This window comes from Streptomyces sp. NPDC020422 (genome assembly GCF_044386705.1).
In the GTDB taxonomy this organism is placed as follows: domain Bacteria; phylum Actinomycetota; class Actinomycetes; order Streptomycetales; family Streptomycetaceae; genus Streptomyces.
Genome location: NZ_JBIRVJ010000004.1, coordinates 142919 through 162302, shown reverse-complemented (window position 1 = coordinate 162302; position 19384 = coordinate 142919). Strand labels below are relative to the sequence as shown.

At 68.7% G+C, this 19384-nt stretch carries 11 protein-coding genes, 2 tRNA genes and 3 pseudogenes; 8 read left to right on the top strand and 8 right to left on the bottom strand.

From position 1 onward, the window contains the following. The first annotated feature begins 79 nt into the window (after positions 1–79). Positions 80–679 (top strand): SigE family RNA polymerase sigma factor, encoded by a 600-nt coding sequence (locus ACH414_RS11530; RefSeq protein ID WP_398941642.1) that lies wholly within the window; start codon positions 80–82, stop codon positions 677–679. Positions 680–843: 164 nt separating this feature from the next. Next, positions 844–2496, top strand: coding sequence for a long-chain fatty acid--CoA ligase (locus ACH414_RS11525; protein WP_382538776.1), 1653 nt, complete (start codon positions 844–846; stop codon positions 2494–2496). A 37-nt stretch (positions 2497–2533) separates the two neighbouring features. Here ACH414_RS11525 and ACH414_RS11520 read toward each other — a convergent pair whose 3' ends face one another. Beyond that, complete coding sequence (locus tag ACH414_RS11520; RefSeq protein ID WP_398941640.1) at positions 2534–6196, bottom strand: PAS domain-containing protein; 3663 nt, start codon at positions 6194–6196, stop codon at positions 2534–2536. A gap of 156 nt (positions 6197–6352) precedes the next feature. Continuing rightward, on the bottom strand, positions 6353–6772 hold the full coding sequence (locus ACH414_RS11515) for an SSI family serine proteinase inhibitor (protein WP_382538770.1): 420 nt from the start codon (positions 6770–6772) through the stop codon (positions 6353–6355). A gap of 229 nt (positions 6773–7001) precedes the next feature. Here ACH414_RS11515 and ACH414_RS11510 point away from each other — a divergent pair. Next, positions 7002–7095 (top strand) — tRNA-Ser (locus ACH414_RS11510). A 282-nt stretch (positions 7096–7377) separates the two neighbouring features. Continuing rightward, positions 7378–7450, top strand: a tRNA-Arg gene (locus ACH414_RS11505). 102 nt (positions 7451–7552) lie between these two features. On the opposite strand, the gene ACH414_RS11500 is transcribed toward ACH414_RS11505, so the two are convergent. The 4 genes and pseudogenes from ACH414_RS11500 to ACH414_RS11485 form a co-directional block, all read right to left on the bottom strand. Further along, a complete protein-coding gene (locus tag ACH414_RS11500; RefSeq protein WP_398941941.1) occupies positions 7553–7726 on the bottom strand; it encodes a hypothetical protein in 174 nt (57 codons plus the stop codon). A 3-nt stretch (positions 7727–7729) separates the two neighbouring features. Beyond that, positions 7730–8601: pseudogene (locus tag ACH414_RS11495) on the bottom strand (tyrosine-type recombinase/integrase); the annotation flags it as partial. 232 nt (positions 8602–8833) lie between these two features. Further along, positions 8834–9016 carry a helix-turn-helix domain-containing protein gene (locus tag ACH414_RS11490; protein ID WP_360798059.1) on the bottom strand — a complete coding sequence of 61 codons (183 nt, stop codon included), beginning with the start codon at positions 9014–9016 and terminating at the stop codon, positions 8834–8836. Continuing rightward, positions 9013–9701 (bottom strand): annotated as a pseudogene (locus ACH414_RS11485) (replication initiator). The gene ACH414_RS11490 and the pseudogene ACH414_RS11485 overlap by 4 nt, the downstream one beginning before the upstream one ends. 18 nt (positions 9702–9719) lie before the next feature. Between ACH414_RS11485 and ACH414_RS11480 the strand changes: the two are divergent. Further along, positions 9720–10867, top strand: a pseudogene (locus ACH414_RS11480) (hypothetical protein); the annotation flags it as partial. Between the two features lies 1 nt (position 10868). Here ACH414_RS11480 and ACH414_RS11475 read toward each other — a convergent pair. Then, positions 10869–11402 (bottom strand): NUDIX hydrolase, encoded by a 534-nt coding sequence (locus ACH414_RS11475; protein WP_398941637.1) that lies wholly within the window; start codon positions 11400–11402, stop codon positions 10869–10871. Positions 11403–11508: 106 nt separating this feature from the next. Beyond that, positions 11509–12447, bottom strand: coding sequence for a DUF3800 domain-containing protein (locus ACH414_RS11470; protein WP_398941635.1), 939 nt, complete (start codon positions 12445–12447; stop codon positions 11509–11511). 335 nt (positions 12448–12782) lie between these two features. On the opposite strand from ACH414_RS11470, the gene ACH414_RS11465 reads away from it, so the two are divergent. From ACH414_RS11465 to ACH414_RS11455, 3 genes are all read left to right on the top strand, one after another. Beyond that, positions 12783–14303, top strand: coding sequence for an N-6 DNA methylase (locus ACH414_RS11465; RefSeq protein WP_398941632.1), 1521 nt, complete (start codon positions 12783–12785; stop codon positions 14301–14303). Next, positions 14300–15544: a restriction endonuclease subunit S gene (locus ACH414_RS11460; RefSeq protein WP_398941630.1), complete on the top strand. Its 1245-nt coding sequence runs from the start codon at positions 14300–14302 to the stop codon at positions 15542–15544. The genes ACH414_RS11465 and ACH414_RS11460 overlap by 4 nt, the downstream gene beginning before the upstream one ends. 204 nt (positions 15545–15748) lie before the next feature. After that, the gene (locus tag ACH414_RS11455; protein ID WP_398941628.1) at positions 15749–19345 is read left to right on the top strand and encodes a DEAD/DEAH box helicase family protein; all 3597 of its coding nucleotides are present in this window, start codon (positions 15749–15751) and stop codon (positions 19343–19345) included. The last annotated feature ends 39 nt before the right edge of the window (positions 19346–19384 follow it).

Genomic DNA, 19384 nt, shown 5'->3' with positions numbered 1-19384 from the left:
CCCCTACAACCTGAGGCGGAGTGCGGGTCGGGACCTGGGGCCGATACCCCGGAGGGTCACCCGCTCATAGCGTGGAGCCATGACTCCGCCACCCTCCGGCCCCGTCTGCGCGGGCGCCTCGCAGTACGCCACGCAGGTGACCCACGCGCCGTACGCGGCGCACGCGGCGTCCACGGCGTACACGGCGTACTCCTCGTTCTCCTCGTACGTGCGCGCCCGCGGCCCCGTCCTCCTGCGCACCGCGCGCTCGCTGACGGCCAACCCGTCGGACGCGGAGGACCTGCTCCAGACGGCGCTGGCCAAGACCTTCGTCGCCTGGGAGCGCATCGAGGACCACCGTGCCCTGGACGGTTACGTCCGCCGCGCGCTGCTCAACACCCGTACGTCCCAGTGGCGCAAGCGCAAGGTCGACGAGTTCGCCTGCGAGGAGCTGCCGGAGCCCGCCGGGCTGCCGGAGCCGGACCCGGCCGAGCGCCAGGTGCTGCACGACGCGATGTGGCGCGCGGTGATGAAGCTCCCCGACCGGCAGCGCGCGATGGTCGTCCTGCGGTACTACGAGGACCTCAGCGAGGCGCAGACCGCCGAGGTGCTCGGGGTCTCGGTCGGCACGGTCAAGAGCGCCGTGTCGCGTGCCCTGGGCAAGCTCCGTGAGGACCCGGAGCTCTCGCCCGTCCGCTGACGGGCGACACCGGCGGGCCCGCTCCCCCGCCCCGGCCCGGAGTTACCCTCGGTTATGCCAGTGATCGCTGGCAAATTCGTACTCTCGGGTAGTGACATGCCACGCGGTACGTGCGCAGAATCGGCACATCCTTACTGCCGCGTAGCGCCCTCGGGAGGACGCCCGTGCTCAGCACCATGCAGGACGTACCGCTGACCGTGACCCGCATCCTGAACCACGGGATGCGCATCCACGGGAAGTCCACCATCACCACGTGGACCGGAGACGGCGAGCCGCAGCGCCGCACCTTCGCGGAGACGGGCGCCCGCGCCGCCCAGCTGGCCAACGCCCTGCGCGACGAACTCGGCGTCACCGGCGACGAGCGGGTCGCCACCCTCATGTGGAACAACGCCGAGCACGTCGAGGCGTACTTCGCGATCCCCGCCATGGGCGCGATCGTCCACACCCTCAACCTGCGCCTGCCCGCCGAGCAGTTGGCCTGGATCGTCAACCACGCCGCCGACCGCGTGGTCCTCGTCAACGGCTCGCTCCTCCCCCTGCTCGCCCCGCTGCTCCCGCACCTGCCGACCGTCGAGCACGTCGTCGTGTCCGGCCCCGGCGACCGCTCCCTGCTCGACGGCGCCGCCCCGCGGGTGCACGAGTACGAGGAGCTGCTCGCCGGCCGTCCCACCACGTACGCCTGGCCCGAGCTCGACGAGCGCCAGGCCGCCGCCATGTGCTACACCTCCGGCACCACCGGCGACCCCAAGGGCGTCGTCTACTCCCACCGGTCCATCTACCTGCACTCCATGCAGGTGAACATGGCCGAGTCGATGGGGCTGACCGACCAGGACACCACCCTCATCGTGGTGCCGCAGTTCCACGTCCTGGCCTGGGGCCTGCCGCACGCCACCTTCATGACCGGCATCAACATGCTGATGCCGGACCGTTTCCTCCAGCCGGCCCCGCTCGCCGACATGATCGAGGCCGAGAAGCCGACCCACGCCGCCGCCGTCCCCACCATCTGGCAGGGCCTGCTCGCCGAGGTCACCGCCCGCCCCCGCGACCTGACCTCCATGGCCCAGGTCACCATCGGCGGCGCCGCCTGTCCGCCCTCCCTCATGGAGGCGTACGACAAGCTGGGCGTCCGCCTCTGCCACGCCTGGGGCATGACGGAGACCTCCCCGCTCGGCACCATGGCGCACCCGCCGGCCGGTCTCACCCCCGAGGAGGAGTGGCCGTACCGCGTCACGCAGGGCCGCTTCCCGGCCGGTGTCGAGGCCCGCCTGGTCGGCCCCGCCGGCGAGATCCTGCCCTGGGACGGCGAGTCCGCCGGCGAGCTGGAGGTCCGCGGCAACTGGATCGCCGGCGCCTACTACGGCGGCGCGACCGGCGGCGAGCTCCGCCCCGAGGACAAGTTCAGCGAGGACGGCTGGCTCAAGACCGGCGACGTCGGCGTCATCAGCGCCGACGGCTTCCTCACCCTCACCGACCGCGCCAAGGACGTCATCAAGTCCGGCGGCGAGTGGATCTCCTCCGTCGACCTGGAGAACGCCCTGATGGGCCACCCGGCCGTCGCCGAGGCCGCCGTCGTCGCCGTGCCCGACGAGAAGTGGGGCGAGCGTCCGCTCGCGACCGTCGTCCTCAAGGAGGGCGCGAGCGCGGACTACGAGGAGCTGCGGGCCTTCCTCGCCGCCGAGGGCGGCATCGCGAAGTGGCAGCTCCCGGAGCGCTGGGCGATCGTGCCGACGGTCCCGAAGACGAGCGTCGGCAAGTTCGACAAGAAGGTCATCCGCAAGCAGTACGCGGAGGGCGAGCTGGACGTGACCCAGCTCTGACCGCCCCCGATCGGCACCGACCGGGCGCTTCCCGCGCCTAGTTGGTGCCGATCTTCGCCAGCAGGTCGACGATCCTGGCCTGCACCTCGTCGCTGGTCGAACGCTCGGCGAGGAAGAGCACCGTCTCGCCCGAGGCGAGCGTGGGCAGTTCGGCCTCGTCGAGCCCGGCGGAGGTGTAGACGACGAGCGGGGTGCGGTTCAACTGCCCGTTCGCCCGCAGCCAGTCGATGATCCCGGCCCGGCGGCGGCGCACCTGCATCAGGTCCATCACCACCAGGTTCGGACGCATCTGCGTGGCCAGCGTCACCGCGTCGGTGTCGCCCGCCGCCCGCGCCACCTGCATCCCGCGCCGCTCCAGGGTCGCGGCGAGCGCCTGCGCGATGTCGTCGTTCTCCTCGATCAGCAGCACGCGGGACGGGTGCTGCTCGCTGTCCCGCGGCGCCAGCGCCTTGAGCAGGACGGCGGGATCGGCACCGTACGCGGCCTCCCGGGTGGCCTGCCCGAGCCCGGCCGCCAGCAGCACCGGCACCTCGGCGGCGACGGCCGCCTGGCGCAGCGACTGCAGTGCGGTACGGGTGATGGGCCCGGTCAGCGGGTCGACGAAGAGCGCGGCCGGGAAGGCGGCGATCTGCGCGTCGACCTCCTCGCGGGAGTGCACGATCACGGGCCGGTAGCCGCGGTCGCTCAGCGCCTGCTGGGTGGAGACGTCCGGCGCGGGCCAGACGAGCAGCCGGCGCGGGTTGTCCAGCGGCTCCGGGGGCAGTTCGTCGTCGACGGGCTGCGGCAGCGGCTGGTTGGACACCTCGACCGCGCCGCCGGGACCGTCCAGCGGCTCGGGACCCTCCGCAGAGCCCTCGGCGGGCGCCCCTATGGCGTAGGCGCGGCCCTCGGGGGCGGCGGCGGGCGCCGGGATCGGGGCGAGCTTCCCCGCGGCCGGCCCGGGCTGCGCCGGGGGCTGCGGGTGCGGCTTGGCGGCGTCGACCGCCGGGGCGGCCGGGACCGACGGGACCGACGGCATCGGACGGTTCTCCTCGGCCGGGTTGCCCAGCTTGCGACGGCGCCCCGAGGCACCGGCGGCCGGGGGCTGGGCGACGGCCGGAGGCTGCGCGACGGGCGCTGGCTGGGCGGCGGCCGGGGGCTGGGCGAAGGGCACGCCCTGCCCGAGGGTGCGCACGCTGAACGCACGCCCCTGCGTCGTGTCCTTGCCGGGCACGGAGGGCGCGGTGGGCGCCGGCGCCGCGGGTGCCGCCTGGGCCGCCGGGGACAACGCGGGCGCCGCCGGGGCCTCGGGCGGCAGCGGCACGGACCCCGTGCCGGTCCCGCTGGTGGTCTCCTGCGGGCCACGGCGCCGGCCGGGCAGCGGATGCGGCTGCGGCGTCGTGTGGTCGTCCGGGTGCGACGCCCGCACGGCCTCGTGGCGCTCCTCGTGCCCCGCCGCCCCGACCTGCTGAGGGGCCGGTACGGGGGCCGGGGCGTCCTCGCGGTCGGCGTCGGCGGGCGGCAGCGCGAAGGGTGTGCGCGGGCCCGCCTCCGCCGCCGCGGCCCGCTCCTGCGCGGCCGCGAGCGCACGCCGCCTGCGCCCGGTGGGCTGCGGCGCGGCCGGCTCCTCGGACGCGACGGCGGGCAGCGCGAGCGCGGGTGCGAGCGCCGGGGCGCCCGGGTCGGGGGAGTGGGCGTCGACGGGCACGCCCTGCGGGGGCACGGTGTCGCCGAGCGCCGGCCGGCCCTGCGCGCCCTCGGCGGCGGTCACGACGGCGCCCTCGGCGGGCCGCCCACGGCGCCGCCCGGTCCCGGTCGGCTCGGCGGCCCCGGCGTTCTGGGCCGGGATCAGCTCGCCCGGTCCGCCCGCCGGGACACCGGTGGCGGGCGTGTCTCCCGTACGGCCACGGCGGCGGCCGGTCGGCTCGGGCCCCGGGCCGTCCTCGGGCGCCAGCGGGCTCTGCAGGAACGCGTCCGTGGAGGCCCGCCGGGCCCGCCGCCGCCCGCCGCCGTTGGTGGCGTCGGCACCGCCGCCGGCGTCCGGGGACGGGACAGGCGCGTCCGCGGGGGACGCCTGTGCGGGAAGCGCGGGCAACGCGGGCAGCTCCCGGCCGGCCCCGGCCGCGGCCGCCTCGGCCTCGGCCTCGGTCGGCTCCGGAGGGGCCACCGTCCCGCGCCCGGACCCGAGGGGCAGCTCCACCACATAGGAGCTGCCGCCGGTCCCCGGCACCTCGTGCGTCTGCACGACACCGCCGTGCGCGGTCACGATCCCGCGCACGATCGGCTGGTGGACCGGGTCGCCGCCCGGGTACGGGCCGCGGACCTCGATCCGTACGACGTCGCCGCGCTGTGCGGCCGCGACGACGATCGTGGAGTCGGCGTAGCCACTCGGCTGGGCGGTCCGGTTCTTGCCGGTCGCGTCGACCCCGGCCACGTCCGCGACGAGGTGGGCGACGGCGGTGACGAGCCGTCCCGCGTCGACCTCCGCCTCGATCGGCGGCGCGTGGACGGCGAACTGCGCCCGCCCCGGGCCGATCAGCTCGACCGCGTGGTCGATGCCCGCGGTCACGACCCCGTCGAGCAGCGCGGGGACCTTGTCGAGCTCCTCCGTGCCGGCGTCGAGCCGCTGGTAGCCGAGGACGTTGTCGACGAGCGTGGTCATCCGGCCGTATCCGGCGGCGAGATGGTGCAGGAGCTGGTTGGCCTCGGGCCAGAGCTGCCCGGCGTCGTCGGCGGCGAGGGTGCCGAGCTCGGCGCGCAGCTCCTCAAGGGGCCCGCGCAGCGACTCGCCGAGCACGGCCGTCAGCTGCTCGTGCCGGGCGGCGAGCGCCGCGTACCGCTCCTTGTGCTGCTCCAGCTCGGCCAGGTGCCGCTCGGCACGGTCGGCGGCCTCGGCGGCGTGCCGCTCGACGAGCTGCTCGTACGGCCGGCGGTCGGTGAAGGTCATGACGGCGCCGACGAGCTGGTCCCCGTCCCGTACCGGCGCGGTGGTCAGGTCGACGGGCACCCGGTCGCCGTTCTTCGCCCACAGCACCTGGCCGCGGACGCGGTGCTTGCGCCCGGACTTGAGGGTGTCGGCGAGCGGCGACTCGGCGTACGGGAAGGGCTCGCCGTCCGGGCGGGAGTGCAGCACCAGCGGGTGCAGCTCCTTGCCGCCGAGGTCGGTGGCGCGGAAGCCGAGGATCTGGGCGGCGGCCGGGTTGACGAGGACGACGCGCCCGTCGGTGTCGGTGCCGACGACGCCCTCGGCCGCGGCGCGCAGGATCATCTCGGTCTGGCGCTGCGAACGGGCCAGCTCGGCCTCGGTGTCGAGGGTCCCGGTGAGGTCGCGCACGACGAGCATGAGCAGCTCGTCGCCGGTGTAGCCGCTGTAGGAGTCGTAGGCCTCGCGGCCGTCCTCCAGGCTGGCGCTGGTCACCTCGACGGGGAACTCGCTGCCGTCCGTGCGCCGGGCGACCATCCGGGTCGGCTTGGTGCGGCCCCGCTCGTCGGCGCCCTCGGGGCGGCGCATGGAGCCGGGGATGAGCCGCGAGTCGAACTCCGGCAGCAGGTCGAGCAGCCCGCGGCCGACGAGGGCGGTGCCGGGCGTCTCGAACATGCCGAGGGCGATGGTGTTGGCGTTGACGACCGTGCCGTTGCAGTTGACGAGCACGAGGCCGTCCGGGAGGGCGTCGAGTATGGCTGCGAGGCGAGCAGCGCCTCGGGATGGCCTGCTGCTCACGACGACGGTTCCTCCCTGACCCACTGCACTTGCCTATCGCCTGTGCCTATCGCCTGTCGGCCGGGCCCATCTTGCCCCTCGGGCCGCAGCCTGTCACGGAGGGAGTCTAAGGGAGGCGCTCCCTCCGCTCCCCGGGGCTCACCCCCGGCGGCCGTCTCAGACGCGGGGGAGGACGGGCCGCAGGTTCTCCCAGCGGTCGATCTCGCAGCCGTTCGCGCGGGTGAAGCGGGCGTCGACGGTGCGGCCCTGCCAGCTGCCGGTGATGTGCGCGGTGGCGGGTCCTCCGTACTGCTGGGTGCACATCTGGTCGGCGGGCACCGGGGCGAAGGGGTTCCCGCCCGCGGAGGCGAGCTGGTCCAGCCGCTTGCAGGCGTTCTCGGCTGCGGGGTGCGTCCCGCCGGGGGTGCCGCCGCACTCCAGGCGGAACGTCCCGTCGGCCTCGGCGTGCCCGCTCCGCTCGACGACCACGGTGAGCGAGTCGGGCGTGGAGAGCAACGGCAGCGGAGGCAGCGGCCCGAGCCCGACACCGGAGGCGGCGAGCGGGGCGAGGGTCGCGAGGGCGAGGCGGCGCAGCATACGAACTCCAGGGCGGGTGGTGACCGGGACGGGGACGTCCCCCTCTTCCCTCTCACTAACGCTCGCCCCTCCTCCGCGTTGCGCAACCGGGGTGCGCCGGGCGGGGGCGCGAGGGGGTGAGGGCTTTGCCCTGGGGCCCTGGGGCCTAGTACGGTGATAAGCGATTGGTGGCACGCGGCTTGTCTGTGTCATCATCTGCACGCACCACTCGCGTACGCGCGGGGTGCATGGAGGCGTCGCCTAGTCCGGTCTATGGCGCCGCACTGCTAATGCGGTTTGGGCCTTAAAGCCCATCGAGGGTTCAAATCCCTCCGCCTCCGCCACCACCGAAGCCCCGGCCCCCAAGGCCGGGGCTTCGCCCGTTTCCACCCCCGGCCACGCCCCCCTTGTGACCCCGGTCTCTTTCCCCCCACTCCCACCCCTTGACGCGCCTCCACCCCACCCCGAACCCGCCCGGTCCGGCGCTCCCGCGCGTGACGTTTCCGCAGGTCAGAGGGGGTGAGGCCAATGGATTTCACATGACGGCGGGACTCATGTAATGTTCTTCCTGTCGCCGGGACAGCGGGCCGAAAGGCCGGGAAACGGAGACGGAAACAAAAGAACAAGCACTCGTAGCTTAACGGATAGAGCATCTGACTACGGATCAGAAGGTTGCAGGTTCGAATCCTGCCGAGTGCACAGCAGGCCAGAGGCCCTCAGGAGAGATCCTGAGGGCCTCTGTCGTATGTCGTGACGGCAGTGATTGACGGCAACCGCTGCGAAGAGCTGCTGCCGGACCGATCAGACGGCTACGAGGACACCGGCCGCGCCGTCGTCATCGTCCGGCCCGTTGCCGTCACCCCTCAGCGCGTCCCCGACGCGGTCGAAAGCGGAGCGCTGGGAGTCCAGCCGCACGAAGGTGTAGATGTCCATGGTCACGCGGATCGAGCTATGGCCCAGAACTTCCATGATCATGCGGGCGTCGGCACCCTGTTCGTGGAGCAGGGACGCGCACGTGTGGCGCAGGTCGTGGAAGCGGACCTTGCGGACGCCGGCGCGGCGGACAGGGCCTCGAAGGACCGGTTCAGGTTGCGCGGCTCGATGGGGGTCCCGTTCTTGGTCGTGAAGACGAGGCCCTTCCCTGTCCCCTTCCAGTTGTGACCCGCGGCCTTCTGGTCGGCGATCTGCTGGACGCGCTGGGCACGGAGCGCGGTCACGCATTCGGCCGGCAGCGCCACGCGCCGGGCCGATCGCTGAGTCTTCGGCGCGACGATCAGCAGCTCGCCGCCGACACGCTGAAGAGCCTGCCGGACGGTCAGAACCCCGTCGAGAAGATCCACGTCCGACCAGCGCAGCCCCAGCAGCTCACCCCGCCGGAGCCCGATGCGGACCGCCAGCTCGTACGCGGCCCAGAGCCGGTTGTCCCGGGCCGCCGTCAGGAGCCGACGCCCTTCCGCGGCGGTGAGCGGTTCGATCTCGCGCTTGGTACCCATGCTCAGCTCCACGTTGCGGGCCACGTTGCGGGGCAGCTCGTCCTCCCGTACGGCGTGCTGGAGAGCCGCACGCAGGATCACCAGCAGGAAGCGGACGGTCCGGTCCGAGGGGAGCTTCTTGCAGCACTTGCCGAGGGCGCAGCAGCGTCGCTTGTGTTCCGGCCGCTTCTTGTCCTTCCCCTGCGCGCAGCACTGGCAGGTGGCCGCCGTCTTCATGAGGAAGGCCCGGATGTCACGGGCGGTGAGCCGGACCAACTTCTTTTTCCCGAACTCCGGGGTGACGTAGTTCCGGACGAGGGATTCGTAATTGACGTAGGTCGTGGGGCGACCTTGGCCTTGGCTACGCTCGCCAGCCAGTACGCCAGGTACTCGGCGATCGTCATCTTGTTCGTGGCCACCGGAAGGCCGCTGAGCGAGTCGGCCTTGAGCTTGGTCAGCTTCTCGTGCGCCTCGTCCCAGCTCTTGCCGTAGACGCTGCGCCGTTTGTACGTGACGTCAGTCGTCAGGACGTACGCGCTGCCTTCCCAGCGGCCGTCCTTGCGCTGGTAGATGGTGCCCTCGTTGTTCGCGTTCTTCTTCGGCTTGGCCATCAGGCGGCTTCCTGTTCGGTGCGGAGGGATACGTAGGCGTCCAGCGCGGCTTCGCTGATGCGGCGGCAGCGGCCGATCTTGAAAGAGGCGAGTTCGCGCGAGCGGATCAGGTCGTGGACCTTCCAACGGCTGATGCCGAGACGCTCGGCGACCTGGTCCACGGTGAGTACGGCGGCCGTCATGCAGGCACCAGTCCTTCGTGCTTGAGGCGTGCGGTGTGGGCTATGTCGTGGCGGACCTGGGCGGCGAGGAGCTCTTCGCCGGGGCGGTAGCCGCTGCTGAGGTAGGTCCAGGAGGAGGTGGTGACGAGCGTGGTGCTCTCGGCAGTGGCGGGGAGGCCGGCGCGCGTGCGGGCGGCTTCTGCCTGGGCCAGTCGCCAGGCGCGGCGTACGTCGCGGAGGGCGCCGAGGGTGGTGCGGTAGACGCGAGACTTGCTGGAGAAGTGGCCGCGGAAGCCGAGCATGTCCACAGGAGGGTGCGGTCCACGGTGCCCGCGCCTTCGGCGTTCTTGGTGGCGTACTTGGCGACGTATCCGGCGACCTTGGCGTCTGTGTATTCGGCAACGCGGGCGTCGATGAGTTCGCCGTCGCCCAGGGCCTTGATGGGGTCGACCTTGAACCGGCGGCCCCAGGCGATGACGCGTTCACCGATGGCGTCGGACTCGACGGTGAGCCGGGCACGCTCGACGGCCAGGCCCACGGCGGCGCTCAGGGCGTCGAAGGTGGCCCAAGGCAGGGGCGGTGTGGCGTGCCCGTCGGGGCCATCGAAGCGGATCACGGCATGGAAGTGGACCAGTCCACGCTTCTGGTACTCGGCGACCTTGGCGAAGGAGACCCGTAGGGCAGCGTTGAGCGCCTTCTGCGTCATGCCGAGATGACAGGCCAGGGCGCGCTGATCGCCGGGCGGCGGCAGTTGCTGCACATGGACGTGATCGAACGGATCTCGGACGGACTGCGTATCCCCGGGCACATGCTCGGACTTGCCCGACGCTCCTGGGAGACGCCGCCCAGCCTGACAGTCACGCCCCACCAACCGGCCGAGGTGCCGACCTCCGCCGTCGAACCGTTTGTCGCCGGACTACCGGGGCAGACGTCGACAGCATCCTCGCTCTGGCGGCCGAGCGGGATCTCAGCACATCGACGCTGGACGCGCTGCACTCGTCGATCGCGGACTACTGGCGCCGGGACGACGAGCACGGCGGCGAGACCTTACGGCCGGCCGTCGTCGGCCAACTCCGCTACGTCGTCGACCTCCTCAAGGAACAGCGTCCGGCTCCTCTGCGGGACGGCCTGCACAGCATCGCGGCCGAGCTGGCTCGGCTCACCGGATGGACCTACTTCGACGCCCGCCAGTACAACCAGGCACGCGCATACTTCACCGAAGCCCTCGGCCTGGCCAAGACCATCGACGACCGCCAGTTCATGGCCAACGTCCTCGCCTGCATGAGCCTCCAGGCCACCTATCAGGACAAGCCCGGCGACGCCCTCGCACTCGTCACGGCCGCCCAGGACCAGGCCCGAGCGGCCGCAGGGACGACACCGCGCGTCCTGGCCATGCTCGCGATGCGCGAAGCCTTCGCCCACGCCACCCTCGGCAACCACGGCGCGACCCACACCGCGATCTCGGAAGCCCACACCCAGTTCGGGCGGATCGGCACCGGTGATCCGGATCCGGCCTGGGTCGCCTACTTCGACGAACCGAAGCTGATCGTGGACACCGGCATCGCGCACGGCCGCTTGGGCGAAGCCGCCCTCGCCGAACCCCTCATCGTGGACGCGCTTCGCCGAGAACACCAGTCGAACCACCGGGGCCGCGCCTTCCACGCCTTCTGGCTCGCCCGCACCCAGCTCCAGCGCGGCAAACTCGACGAGGCGTGCCACACGGCCATGGACGCGCTTGCCCCGGCGGCGGCCGTCAGCTCGCAACGAGTCGCCGGCCACCTGCGGGAGTTCTACGAGGCGTTGGAGCCTTTCCGCCGCGAACCGGCCGCGGTGGCTTTCGAGTCCCGGCTCCGGGAAGTGCTGCCCCGTTAGGTCAGCGGATCGCCTCGTCCATGAGCACGTAGAGCAGCCCGACGAGGGAGCCACTGCTGACGATCTCGCGCCGGTCGATCATGCTCCGCACGTCGGCCAGCGGGATCCACTCGATCCGGTCCGACTCGTTCTTCTCGGTCGGCGGTCCTTCGTACGTCGCCCCGTCGGCCCGGAAGACGTGGTGCTGGGAGTCGGTGATGCCGTTGGCCGGCTCGGCGTAGATCAGCGGCGTGATCGGACCAGGCCGCCAGCCGGTCTCCTCCAACACCTCACGGGCCGCAGCTTCGGCCGGCGTCTCGCCCTCCTCCACCAGTCCCATGGGCAACTCCCACGCCCAGGCGTCCGTGATGAAGCGATGCCGCCACATCATCAGCACCTCGCGCCGCTCGTTGACGACGGCGGCCACGGCCAGGTGGCGGAGCTTGACGACGTGATGTTCCCAGCGGTTCCCGTCCGGCGTCTCGACGTCGGTGAGCCACAGGTTCACCCAGCTGTTCTCGTAGATCGGACGTTCCCCGTGGATCTTCCACTGCATCGCTGCGGCCCCTCTCGATCGACCTCCAGCATCGCAGAGCGAACCTCGGAGACAGCAGAGTTCAGCGACTTAGTGTCGATCTGACCAATAGGGGGAGGTCATCCCATTACAGGAGAGGCGACAAACCGCCGTCCAGCTCGGCCTCGCGTCGCTCGGGGGTCAGAGTCCCTGGCTGTCCCGGGATCGCAGTAGTCGGCACGGTGACCGTCTCCTTAGGTCCGAACATCAGGCTGGACGTCTGCTGGGTCCGCCGGTCGGATACGACGATCCCGCCGCGCCACTTCCCCATGGGGTCCTGGTACCGGAACTGCAGCTTCTTCAATCGCTGCCCGAACTGCTCCCGCAATGGCTGGTAAGCGTCGTCGCAGTGCACGTTCCACGTCACGTCGCTCAGGTAGGCGTGGCACGCGATGGGGAACAGCACGGAGGACACCACGAGATCGGCGAGCTGGAGAAGTGTGTGGGTGTCGCTGTGGCCGAAGACCGGCGACTCGATTACCCCGCGGAGGCTGTCACCGCCCGTGCGGTACTTACGGGTGGTGACGCAGTGCACATTGGGAGCGTTCTTCACCTTCGTGCGGCTGTCGAGGACCATCATGCCGCGCGAGTGCTCATGGGCGAGTTGAGCCTGGAAGGTCTCGTTCAGCGCGGCGACGGAGGCCGGGTACACCCCGGACTCGTCGAACGCCAGCCCTTCCTGTTTGATCCACACGCGGGCGAGGATGCGGGCTTCGTGGGATTCCAGCATGTCGAGCAGCGAAGCCACTAGCTCCATGGCAGCACGTTGCCAGCTGTGGTTGCCGGCACGGAGATTCTTGCGGACATCCGAACCCTTGATCTCGTGCTGGATTACCTCGGAGAGCTGCTCCGCGTTCCGCAACTGCGGCCGGTAGTGCTTCTTGGTGTCGAGGAAGGCCCAGGTGAGGGACTTGACATGGGCCCGGGGCACGGTGAAGCCACCGACGACGAGGACTGGAGGGGCGTCAGGCCTCATGGGGTCGAGTGTCTGCCCGTTGCCCGCCTCGTCGATGTAGCACAGATGCACCGAATCTCCCAAAACGCATCTGTGGCCGCCCCAGAAGGGACGGCCACAGGGTCTGCGCAGCCATATGCGCGATATTTTGCTTGCTAAGGCCGATCCTGCCGAGACCGACTACGTTCGGTCAAGCCGAGAGCACGGTTAGGTGGTACGGGTTTCGGTCAACCTTGACGGGCGGAGCCGAGGAACGCCGCCCAGGCGGCGGCACGACGGCGAAGCTGCGGGATGGTGGGCCGGGCAAGACGGTTTGCACGGAGGTCTTCGTCTGAGACGCGAGGGGTGGAGCCTCGGGCTTGTCAAGTCTGGATGGAGTGGGGCTTGGGGGCCGTAGGATCCTCTGTGTGATTACGGGCGAGCTGAAGAGCAAGGTGGGGCGCGTCTGGGACGCGTTCTGGTCGGGTGGCATCTCCAATCCGCTGGAGGTGATGGAGCAGATCACGTACCTGCTCTTCATCAAGCGGCTGGACGAGATCCAGACCCGCAAGGACCGCAAGGCGACCGTAACGGGCAAGCCCGATCCGGACCCCTTCTTCTCGGACGACCAGCAGGATCTGCGCTGGCAGAACTTCAAGGTCAAGGACCCCGAGATCATGTACGGGATCGTCGCCGACGGCGTCTTCCCGTACCTGCGTCGCATGGGTGGGGACGAATCGACGTACTCCCACCACATGAAGGACGCCCGGTTCACCATTCCGGGGCCAAACCTGCTGGCGAAAGTCGTCGACCTGCTCGACGACATCTCCATGGACAGCAGTGACACCAAGGGCGACATCTACGAGTACCTGCTCGCGAAGATTGCCACGGCAGGCCAGAACGGCCAGTTCCGCACGCCGCGCCACATCATCGACCTGATGGTCGAGATGACCCAGCCCAGCCCGCGCGATGAGATTTGCGACCCGGCGTGCGGCACGGCTGGCTTCCTGGTGCAGGCGGCGTCATACGTGCAGCGGGTGCACCGAGACGCGCTGCTCGGGGTGGAGCAGCGCAAGCACTTCAACGAGTCGATGTTCCACGGTTTTGACTTCGACTCCACGATGCTCCGCATCGGCTCGATGAACATGCTGCTGCACGGCATTGAAAACCCGGACATCCGGTACCGCGACTCGCTCGCGGAGAACGCGGCCGGCGAGGCCGAGCGCTACTCCCTGATCCTTGCGAACCCGCCCTTCGCAGGGAAACTGGACTACGAGTCCACGGCGGTAGACCTTCAGCGCATCGTCAAGACTAGGAAGACGGAACTACTGTTCCTGGCCCTGTTCCTGCGGCTCCTGAAGCCCGGTGGTCGGGCTGCCGTCATCGTCCCAGACGGCGTCTTGTTCGGCTCGACGAAAGCACACAAAGAGCTGCGCCGTGTCCTGGTGGAGGACCAGCAGCTTCAAGCGGTGGTCAAACTCCCGAGCGGCGTGTTTAAGCCATACGCCGGTGTCTCGACAGCGATCCTGTTCTTCACGAAGACCGACTCGGGCGGCACAGACCACGTCTGGTTCTACGACGTACAAGCGGACGGCCTGAGCTTGGACGATAAGCGCAACGCGCTGCTTCCGGAGGGGCGCTTGGGCGTCCGCCCGCAGGGCGACCCGCTGTCACCGGACGAACTCCTAAAGAACAACCTCCCGGACGTTCTGGCTCGCTGGCAGGAACGCGATGGCACGGAGAGGGACCGGGCGAGGACTGAGCAGAGCTTCTGCGTACCAAAGAGGGAAATCGCGGCTCAGGGCTATGACCTATCTCTGAACCGTTACAAGGAAATCGTCCACGAGGAAATTGCGACTCGGACGCCGGCGGAGATTCTGGCAGATTTGGAGCAACTGAACGAGGAGATCGTCAAGGGTATGGATGAGCTGAAGGGAATGCTGGCGTGACCGTGGTGCCGGATGGGTGGATGCTGTACACGCCACATGACATTGCTGGTCTTGCGAAGGACGCCTTGGTTATCGGCCCCTTCGGCAGCAATCTTAAGACGAGTGATTATCGCGACGAAGGCGTTCCTCTCGTCTTCGTAAAGGACATCCGCGCCGAAGATTTCTCTCGTCCGCGAGCTTATGTTTCGACTACTAAGGCTGCCGAACTTGAGGCGCATCAGGTTCTCCCGGGCGATATCTTGATCACAAAGATGGGGGACCCGCCCGGGGACGTAGCTTTGTACGATAGTGATGTGCCCGGAATCATTACGGCTGACTGTATTCGCTTGAGGCCGACAGTCGGATTCGATCGAAAATATCTGGTCCACTGCTTGCGGACTCCGAACGCCTGCCGACAGATCGATGCGATTACTACGGGGGCGGCACAGAAAAAAGTCAGTCTAGATCGCTTCCGGACCCGGTTGCACATCTCGGCGCCCCCTCTGGCCGAGCAGAAGCGCATCGCTGCCGTGCTCGACCAGGTGGATACCCTCCGCGCCAAGCGCCGCGAGGCCATCGCCCTGCTCGATGATCTTGAACAATCCATCTTCCTGGACATGTTTGGCGACCCCATGACGGTTGCCAGCGGTGCGGAAACCGTTGCCGATGCCGGTGTGGTCCAGTTGGGGCGGCAGCGCGCGCCCAAGTATCAAACAGGCCATCACTCCAGGCCGTATCTACGTGTGGCTAACGTCTTTGAGGATCGAATCGATCTAGATGACGTCCTGCAGATGGATTTTGATGATTCGGACTTCCAGAAGTACTGCCTTAAGTCCGGAGATATTTTGCTGAACGAGGGGCAAAGCACCGAACTAGTTGGACGTCCTGCGATTTGGCGTGGTGAGCGGGAGGGAATGTGCTTCCAGAATACCTTGGTGCGTTTTCAGGCCGGCGAACGAGTCCTCCCTGAATATGCACTGGCGATATTTCTCCGATATTTTCGCACTGGCGAGTTTTCTAAAATTAGTAGCAAGACTTCCAGTGTCGCCCACTTGGGTGCGGCGAGGTTTGCTAAGATGCCCTTCCACATCCCGCCGATGGAGTTGCAGGAGAAGTTCCGAAAGCTGGCCAGCGTAGTTCGGCAGCAGAGAGAGCGGAATGCCGAGCACCTTGCGGCCCTTGATGAACTTTCCACCTCCCTCCAGCACCGTGCCTTCTCCGGCACTCTCTGGGATCATGAAGCCCCCGGCGAAGCCGCGTAAGCCGCTCCCGCCGTACCCGGTGCACAGCACCAACTGCACCACGAGCACCACACGCCGCCCGTGCGGCCGGGCAGGGAGGCCTGGCCCTCGTGCGGTTCTGCCGTAGCAGACAGACGGATATGCCGGCCTCGTGCGGGCCGGGGGACGCTGAGCCCCGGACCCGTTCGGCAGGGCCGCTACAGGGGAGAGGGGCACCGCACCGCCATGGGTAGCGACCAGAACGGTCAGACCAGCCAGAACAGCGACGGCCAAGGCCAGGCCGACTACGGAAAGAGTGCCCGTGACCGCGCCGCAGCCGACAACGTCGGCCGTACCGCGACCGGTAATTTCGCCTTCCTCCGCGCCGAGTGGCCCGCCCTCTACGACGAGGCAATCCGCGCTGAGCGACTGATCCACCACGACCCCCGTGCCGCCTGCTTCTACGCCCGCCGTGCCATCGAGATCACAGCGCGCTGGATGTACGACAAGGACAGCAGTCTCAGCGAGCCCTACAAGAAGGACCTCGCTGCGATGCTCCACGAGCCGAGCTTTCGACAGCTCGTCGGGCCGACGGTCAATGCCAAGATGGACCTCATTCGCCGGCACGGCAATAACGCCGTGCACAAGGCCGCCCCCGTCCCGAGGAGCGTTGCCGAGGCCAGCGTCAAGGAGCTGTTCCACTCCCTCTACTGGTTCGCCCGGACCTACACCCGCCAGGCCGCCGCGCTGCCGCCCGCCGGCCTGGAGTTCGACACCAGCGCTGTCCCGCGTCCCCTCTCCCCGCAGACCCGCGCTCTGAAGCAGGCAGAGCTCAAGGCCAAGGAGGCGGAGGACGAGGCACGCTTCAAAAAGCAGGCCGAGGAACTGGCCGCCGAGCGTGCCCAGAACGCGGATCTCGCCCGGCAGCTCGAAGAGCTCAAGGCGCAGATCGCCGCCGCGAAGGCCGCCAACCAGGCCGTGCGGGACACCCACGACTATGACGAGAAGGCGACCCGCGACGCCTTTATCGACCTACTCCTCAAGGAAGCGGGCTGGGACCTCCTCACCCGTGGCAAGGACACCGAGTACCCGATAATGACCGGGATGCCCACCAAGACGGGCAAGGGGTACGTCGACTACGTGCTCTGGGGTGACGACGGCAAGCCCCTCGCCGTCGTCGAGGCCAAGAAGACCCAGCGGGACGCCCGCGACGGGCAGCAGCAGGCGAAGCTGTACGCCGACGCGCTCGAAGCCCAGTTCAACCGCCGCCCGGTGATCTTCTACACCAACGGGTACCAGACCTACCTCTGGGACGACGGCCTCGGCTACCCGCCCCGCCAGGTGCAGGGCTTCTTCACCAAGGACGAGCTGCACTGGCACATCCGTCAGCGCGCCGGACGCCTCTCCCTCACGTCCACGCTGGTGAACGAGAAGATCGCCGGCCGGCCCTACCAGCTTCGTGCGATCAAGCGGGTGGGCGAGACCTTTGAGCGAGACCGCGTCCGTCAGGCGCTGCTCGTCATGGCGACCGGCACCGGCAAGACCCGTACCACCGTGGCCCTCGTGGACCAGCTGATGAAAGCGGGCTGGGCGCAGCGGGTGCTGTTCCTTGCCGACCGGCAGGCGCTGGTCACCCAGGCGATGAAGGCGTTCAAGGAGAACCTGCCGAACACCCCCGTGGCCAGCCTGCTCGACGACAAGGCCGCCGCGGCCCGCGTCTACCTCTCCACGTACCAGACGATGATGAAGCAGATCGACGTCATCGACGGTGCGGGCCGCCGCCGCTTCGGGCCCGGCCACTTCGACCTGATCGTCATCGACGAGGCGCACCGCTCCGTGTACGCGAAGTACGGCGAGCTGTTCCGCTACTTCGACTCGCTCCTGCTCGGCCTGACCGCCACGCCCAAAGACGAGATCGACCACAACACGTACAAGCTCTTCTCCATGGAGGACGGGGTCCCGACCGATTCCTACGACCTCCATGAAGCCGCCGCCGAGGGCTACCTCGTCCTGCCCAAGGCGGTGAAGGTGCCGCTGAAGTTCATGGAGCAGGGCATCCGCTACGCCGACCTTTCGGAGGAGGAGAAGGCCGAGTGGGACGCTAAGGAATGGACCGAGGACGGTGACATCCCGGACGCGGTGAGTCGGCACGAGATGAACGAGGTCCTCTTCAATAAGAACACCGTAGACAAGATGCTGGAGACGTTGATGACGCGCGGCCACCGCGTCGAAGGCGGCGACCGGCTCGGCAAGACGATCATCTTCGCCAAGAACAACGACCACGCCCGGTACATAGAGGAGCGCTACAACGCGAACTACCCGCAGGGTGCTGGCCACACCGCGCGCGTGATCACGTACAAGGAGACGTACGCCCAGTCCCTCATCGACGATTTCTCCAACCCGAAGAACCCGCCGAACGCCCCCGACATCGCCATCTCCGTCGACATGCTCGACACCGGCATCGACGTGCCAGAGGTGGTGAACCTGGTTTTCGCCAAGCCGGTCTTCTCCAAGACCAAGTTCTGGCAAATGATCGGCCGCGGCACCCGCCTGCGCCCCGCCCTCTACGGCCCCGACCCGGACAACCCCGAGCACAACAAGCAGAACTTCTACGTCTTTGACTTCTGCGGCAACATCGACTTCTTCAACAGCCAGCTCGACCGGTCGGAGGGGCGCAGGGCCGTCACCCTCACCGAAAAACTCCTCCAGCGCCAGCTCGACCTGGTCCGAGTCCTGGACAAGCGGCAGCAGCCCGACCCGGCACGTGACGCCGGCCCCGACGCTATCGGTACTGAGGCGGAGATTCGCTGGTCGCTGGCCCACCGGCTGCACCACACCGTCACCGGCATGAACCTGGATAACTTCCTGGTGCGCCCGCACCGCCGGGAGGTCGAGGTCTTCAGCGACTTCGGCAGCTGGCACCGGGTGGACGACGACGCGGACACCGCGATCCGCGACCACCTGCTCGGACTGCCCAGCGAGTCTCGCCCGGACGACGAGGAGACGGGCGAGGAGGCCAAGCGGTTCGACTTGATGGCGTATGGTCTCCAGCTCGCCGCGCTTGAAGGCGGCAAGGACTTCGCCAAGCTGCGCACGAAGATCCAGGACATCGCGTCCAACCTGCTCACCAAGACCAACATCCCGGCGGTCGGTGAACAGGCCGAGCTGCTGGAAGCGGTGGCGGGCGACGAGTGGTGGAACGACGTGACACTCCCGATGCTGGAGGACATGCGTCGCCGTATGCGTCGGCTCGCCCGGCTCACCGACCCCAAGGTCAAGCGGAACGTCGTCTACACCGACTTCGTTGACCAGTTCGGTGACATCGCCGAGGCCGAGATCCAAGGAATGCCTCAGGGCACGGACGAGCAGCGCTTCAAGCAGAAGGCGCGGGCCTACCTCCTGCGTCACGAGGACCAGCCGGTGGTGCGCAAACTGCGTCTCAACGAGCAGATCACCGAACTCGATCTAGCGGACCTGGAGGAGATCTTCCTGTCAGAGGCCATCGCCTCCCAGGAGGACCTCGACGAGGTGCGGTCCTCTGGCGGCCTCGGCCTGTTCGTGCGCGGGCTATGCGGGCTGGATCGACAGGCCGCACAGAAGGCGTTCGAAGTCTTCTGCACGAGTAAGCAGCTCAGCTCCCGCCAGATCGACTTCCTGACGTTGATCATCGATACGGTGGCAAAGCGCGGAATCCTGGGCTTGGGCGACCTCTACGAGGATTCGTTTGCCGATCTTGCCCCGGGTGGTCCCGACGACCTGTTCACCGGTGAGGAACTCGAAGTCCTCAACGTCATCTTCAAGGAACTGGAGCGGACAGCCAGGCCCACCGCCTTGGCGGCTTAGGCTGCGGCGATCGCCCACGCTGCGAGCTGGTGCCACTGT

What these genes read in the sequence shown, in the direction of transcription:
- ACH414_RS11530 (WP_398941642.1), top strand. Translation starts at nt 80, where the DNA reads ATGACTCCGCCACCCTCCGGCCCCGTCTGCGCGGGCGCCTCGCAGTAC.
- ACH414_RS11490 (WP_360798059.1), bottom strand. Translation starts at nt 9,016, where the DNA reads ATGACGGCCGCCGTACTCACCGTGGACCAGGTCGCCGAGCGTCTCGGC.
- ACH414_RS11515 (WP_382538770.1), bottom strand. Translation starts at nt 6,772, where the DNA reads ATGCTGCGCCGCCTCGCCCTCGCGACCCTCGCCCCGCTCGCCGCCTCC.
- ACH414_RS11475 (WP_398941637.1), bottom strand. Translation starts at nt 11,402, where the DNA reads ATGCAGTGGAAGATCCACGGGGAACGTCCGATCTACGAGAACAGCTGG.
- ACH414_RS11455 (WP_398941628.1), top strand. Translation starts at nt 15,749, where the DNA reads ATGGGTAGCGACCAGAACGGTCAGACCAGCCAGAACAGCGACGGCCAA.
- ACH414_RS11500 (WP_398941941.1), bottom strand. Translation starts at nt 7,726, where the DNA reads ATGATCATGGAAGTTCTGGGCCATAGCTCGATCCGCGTGACCATGGAC.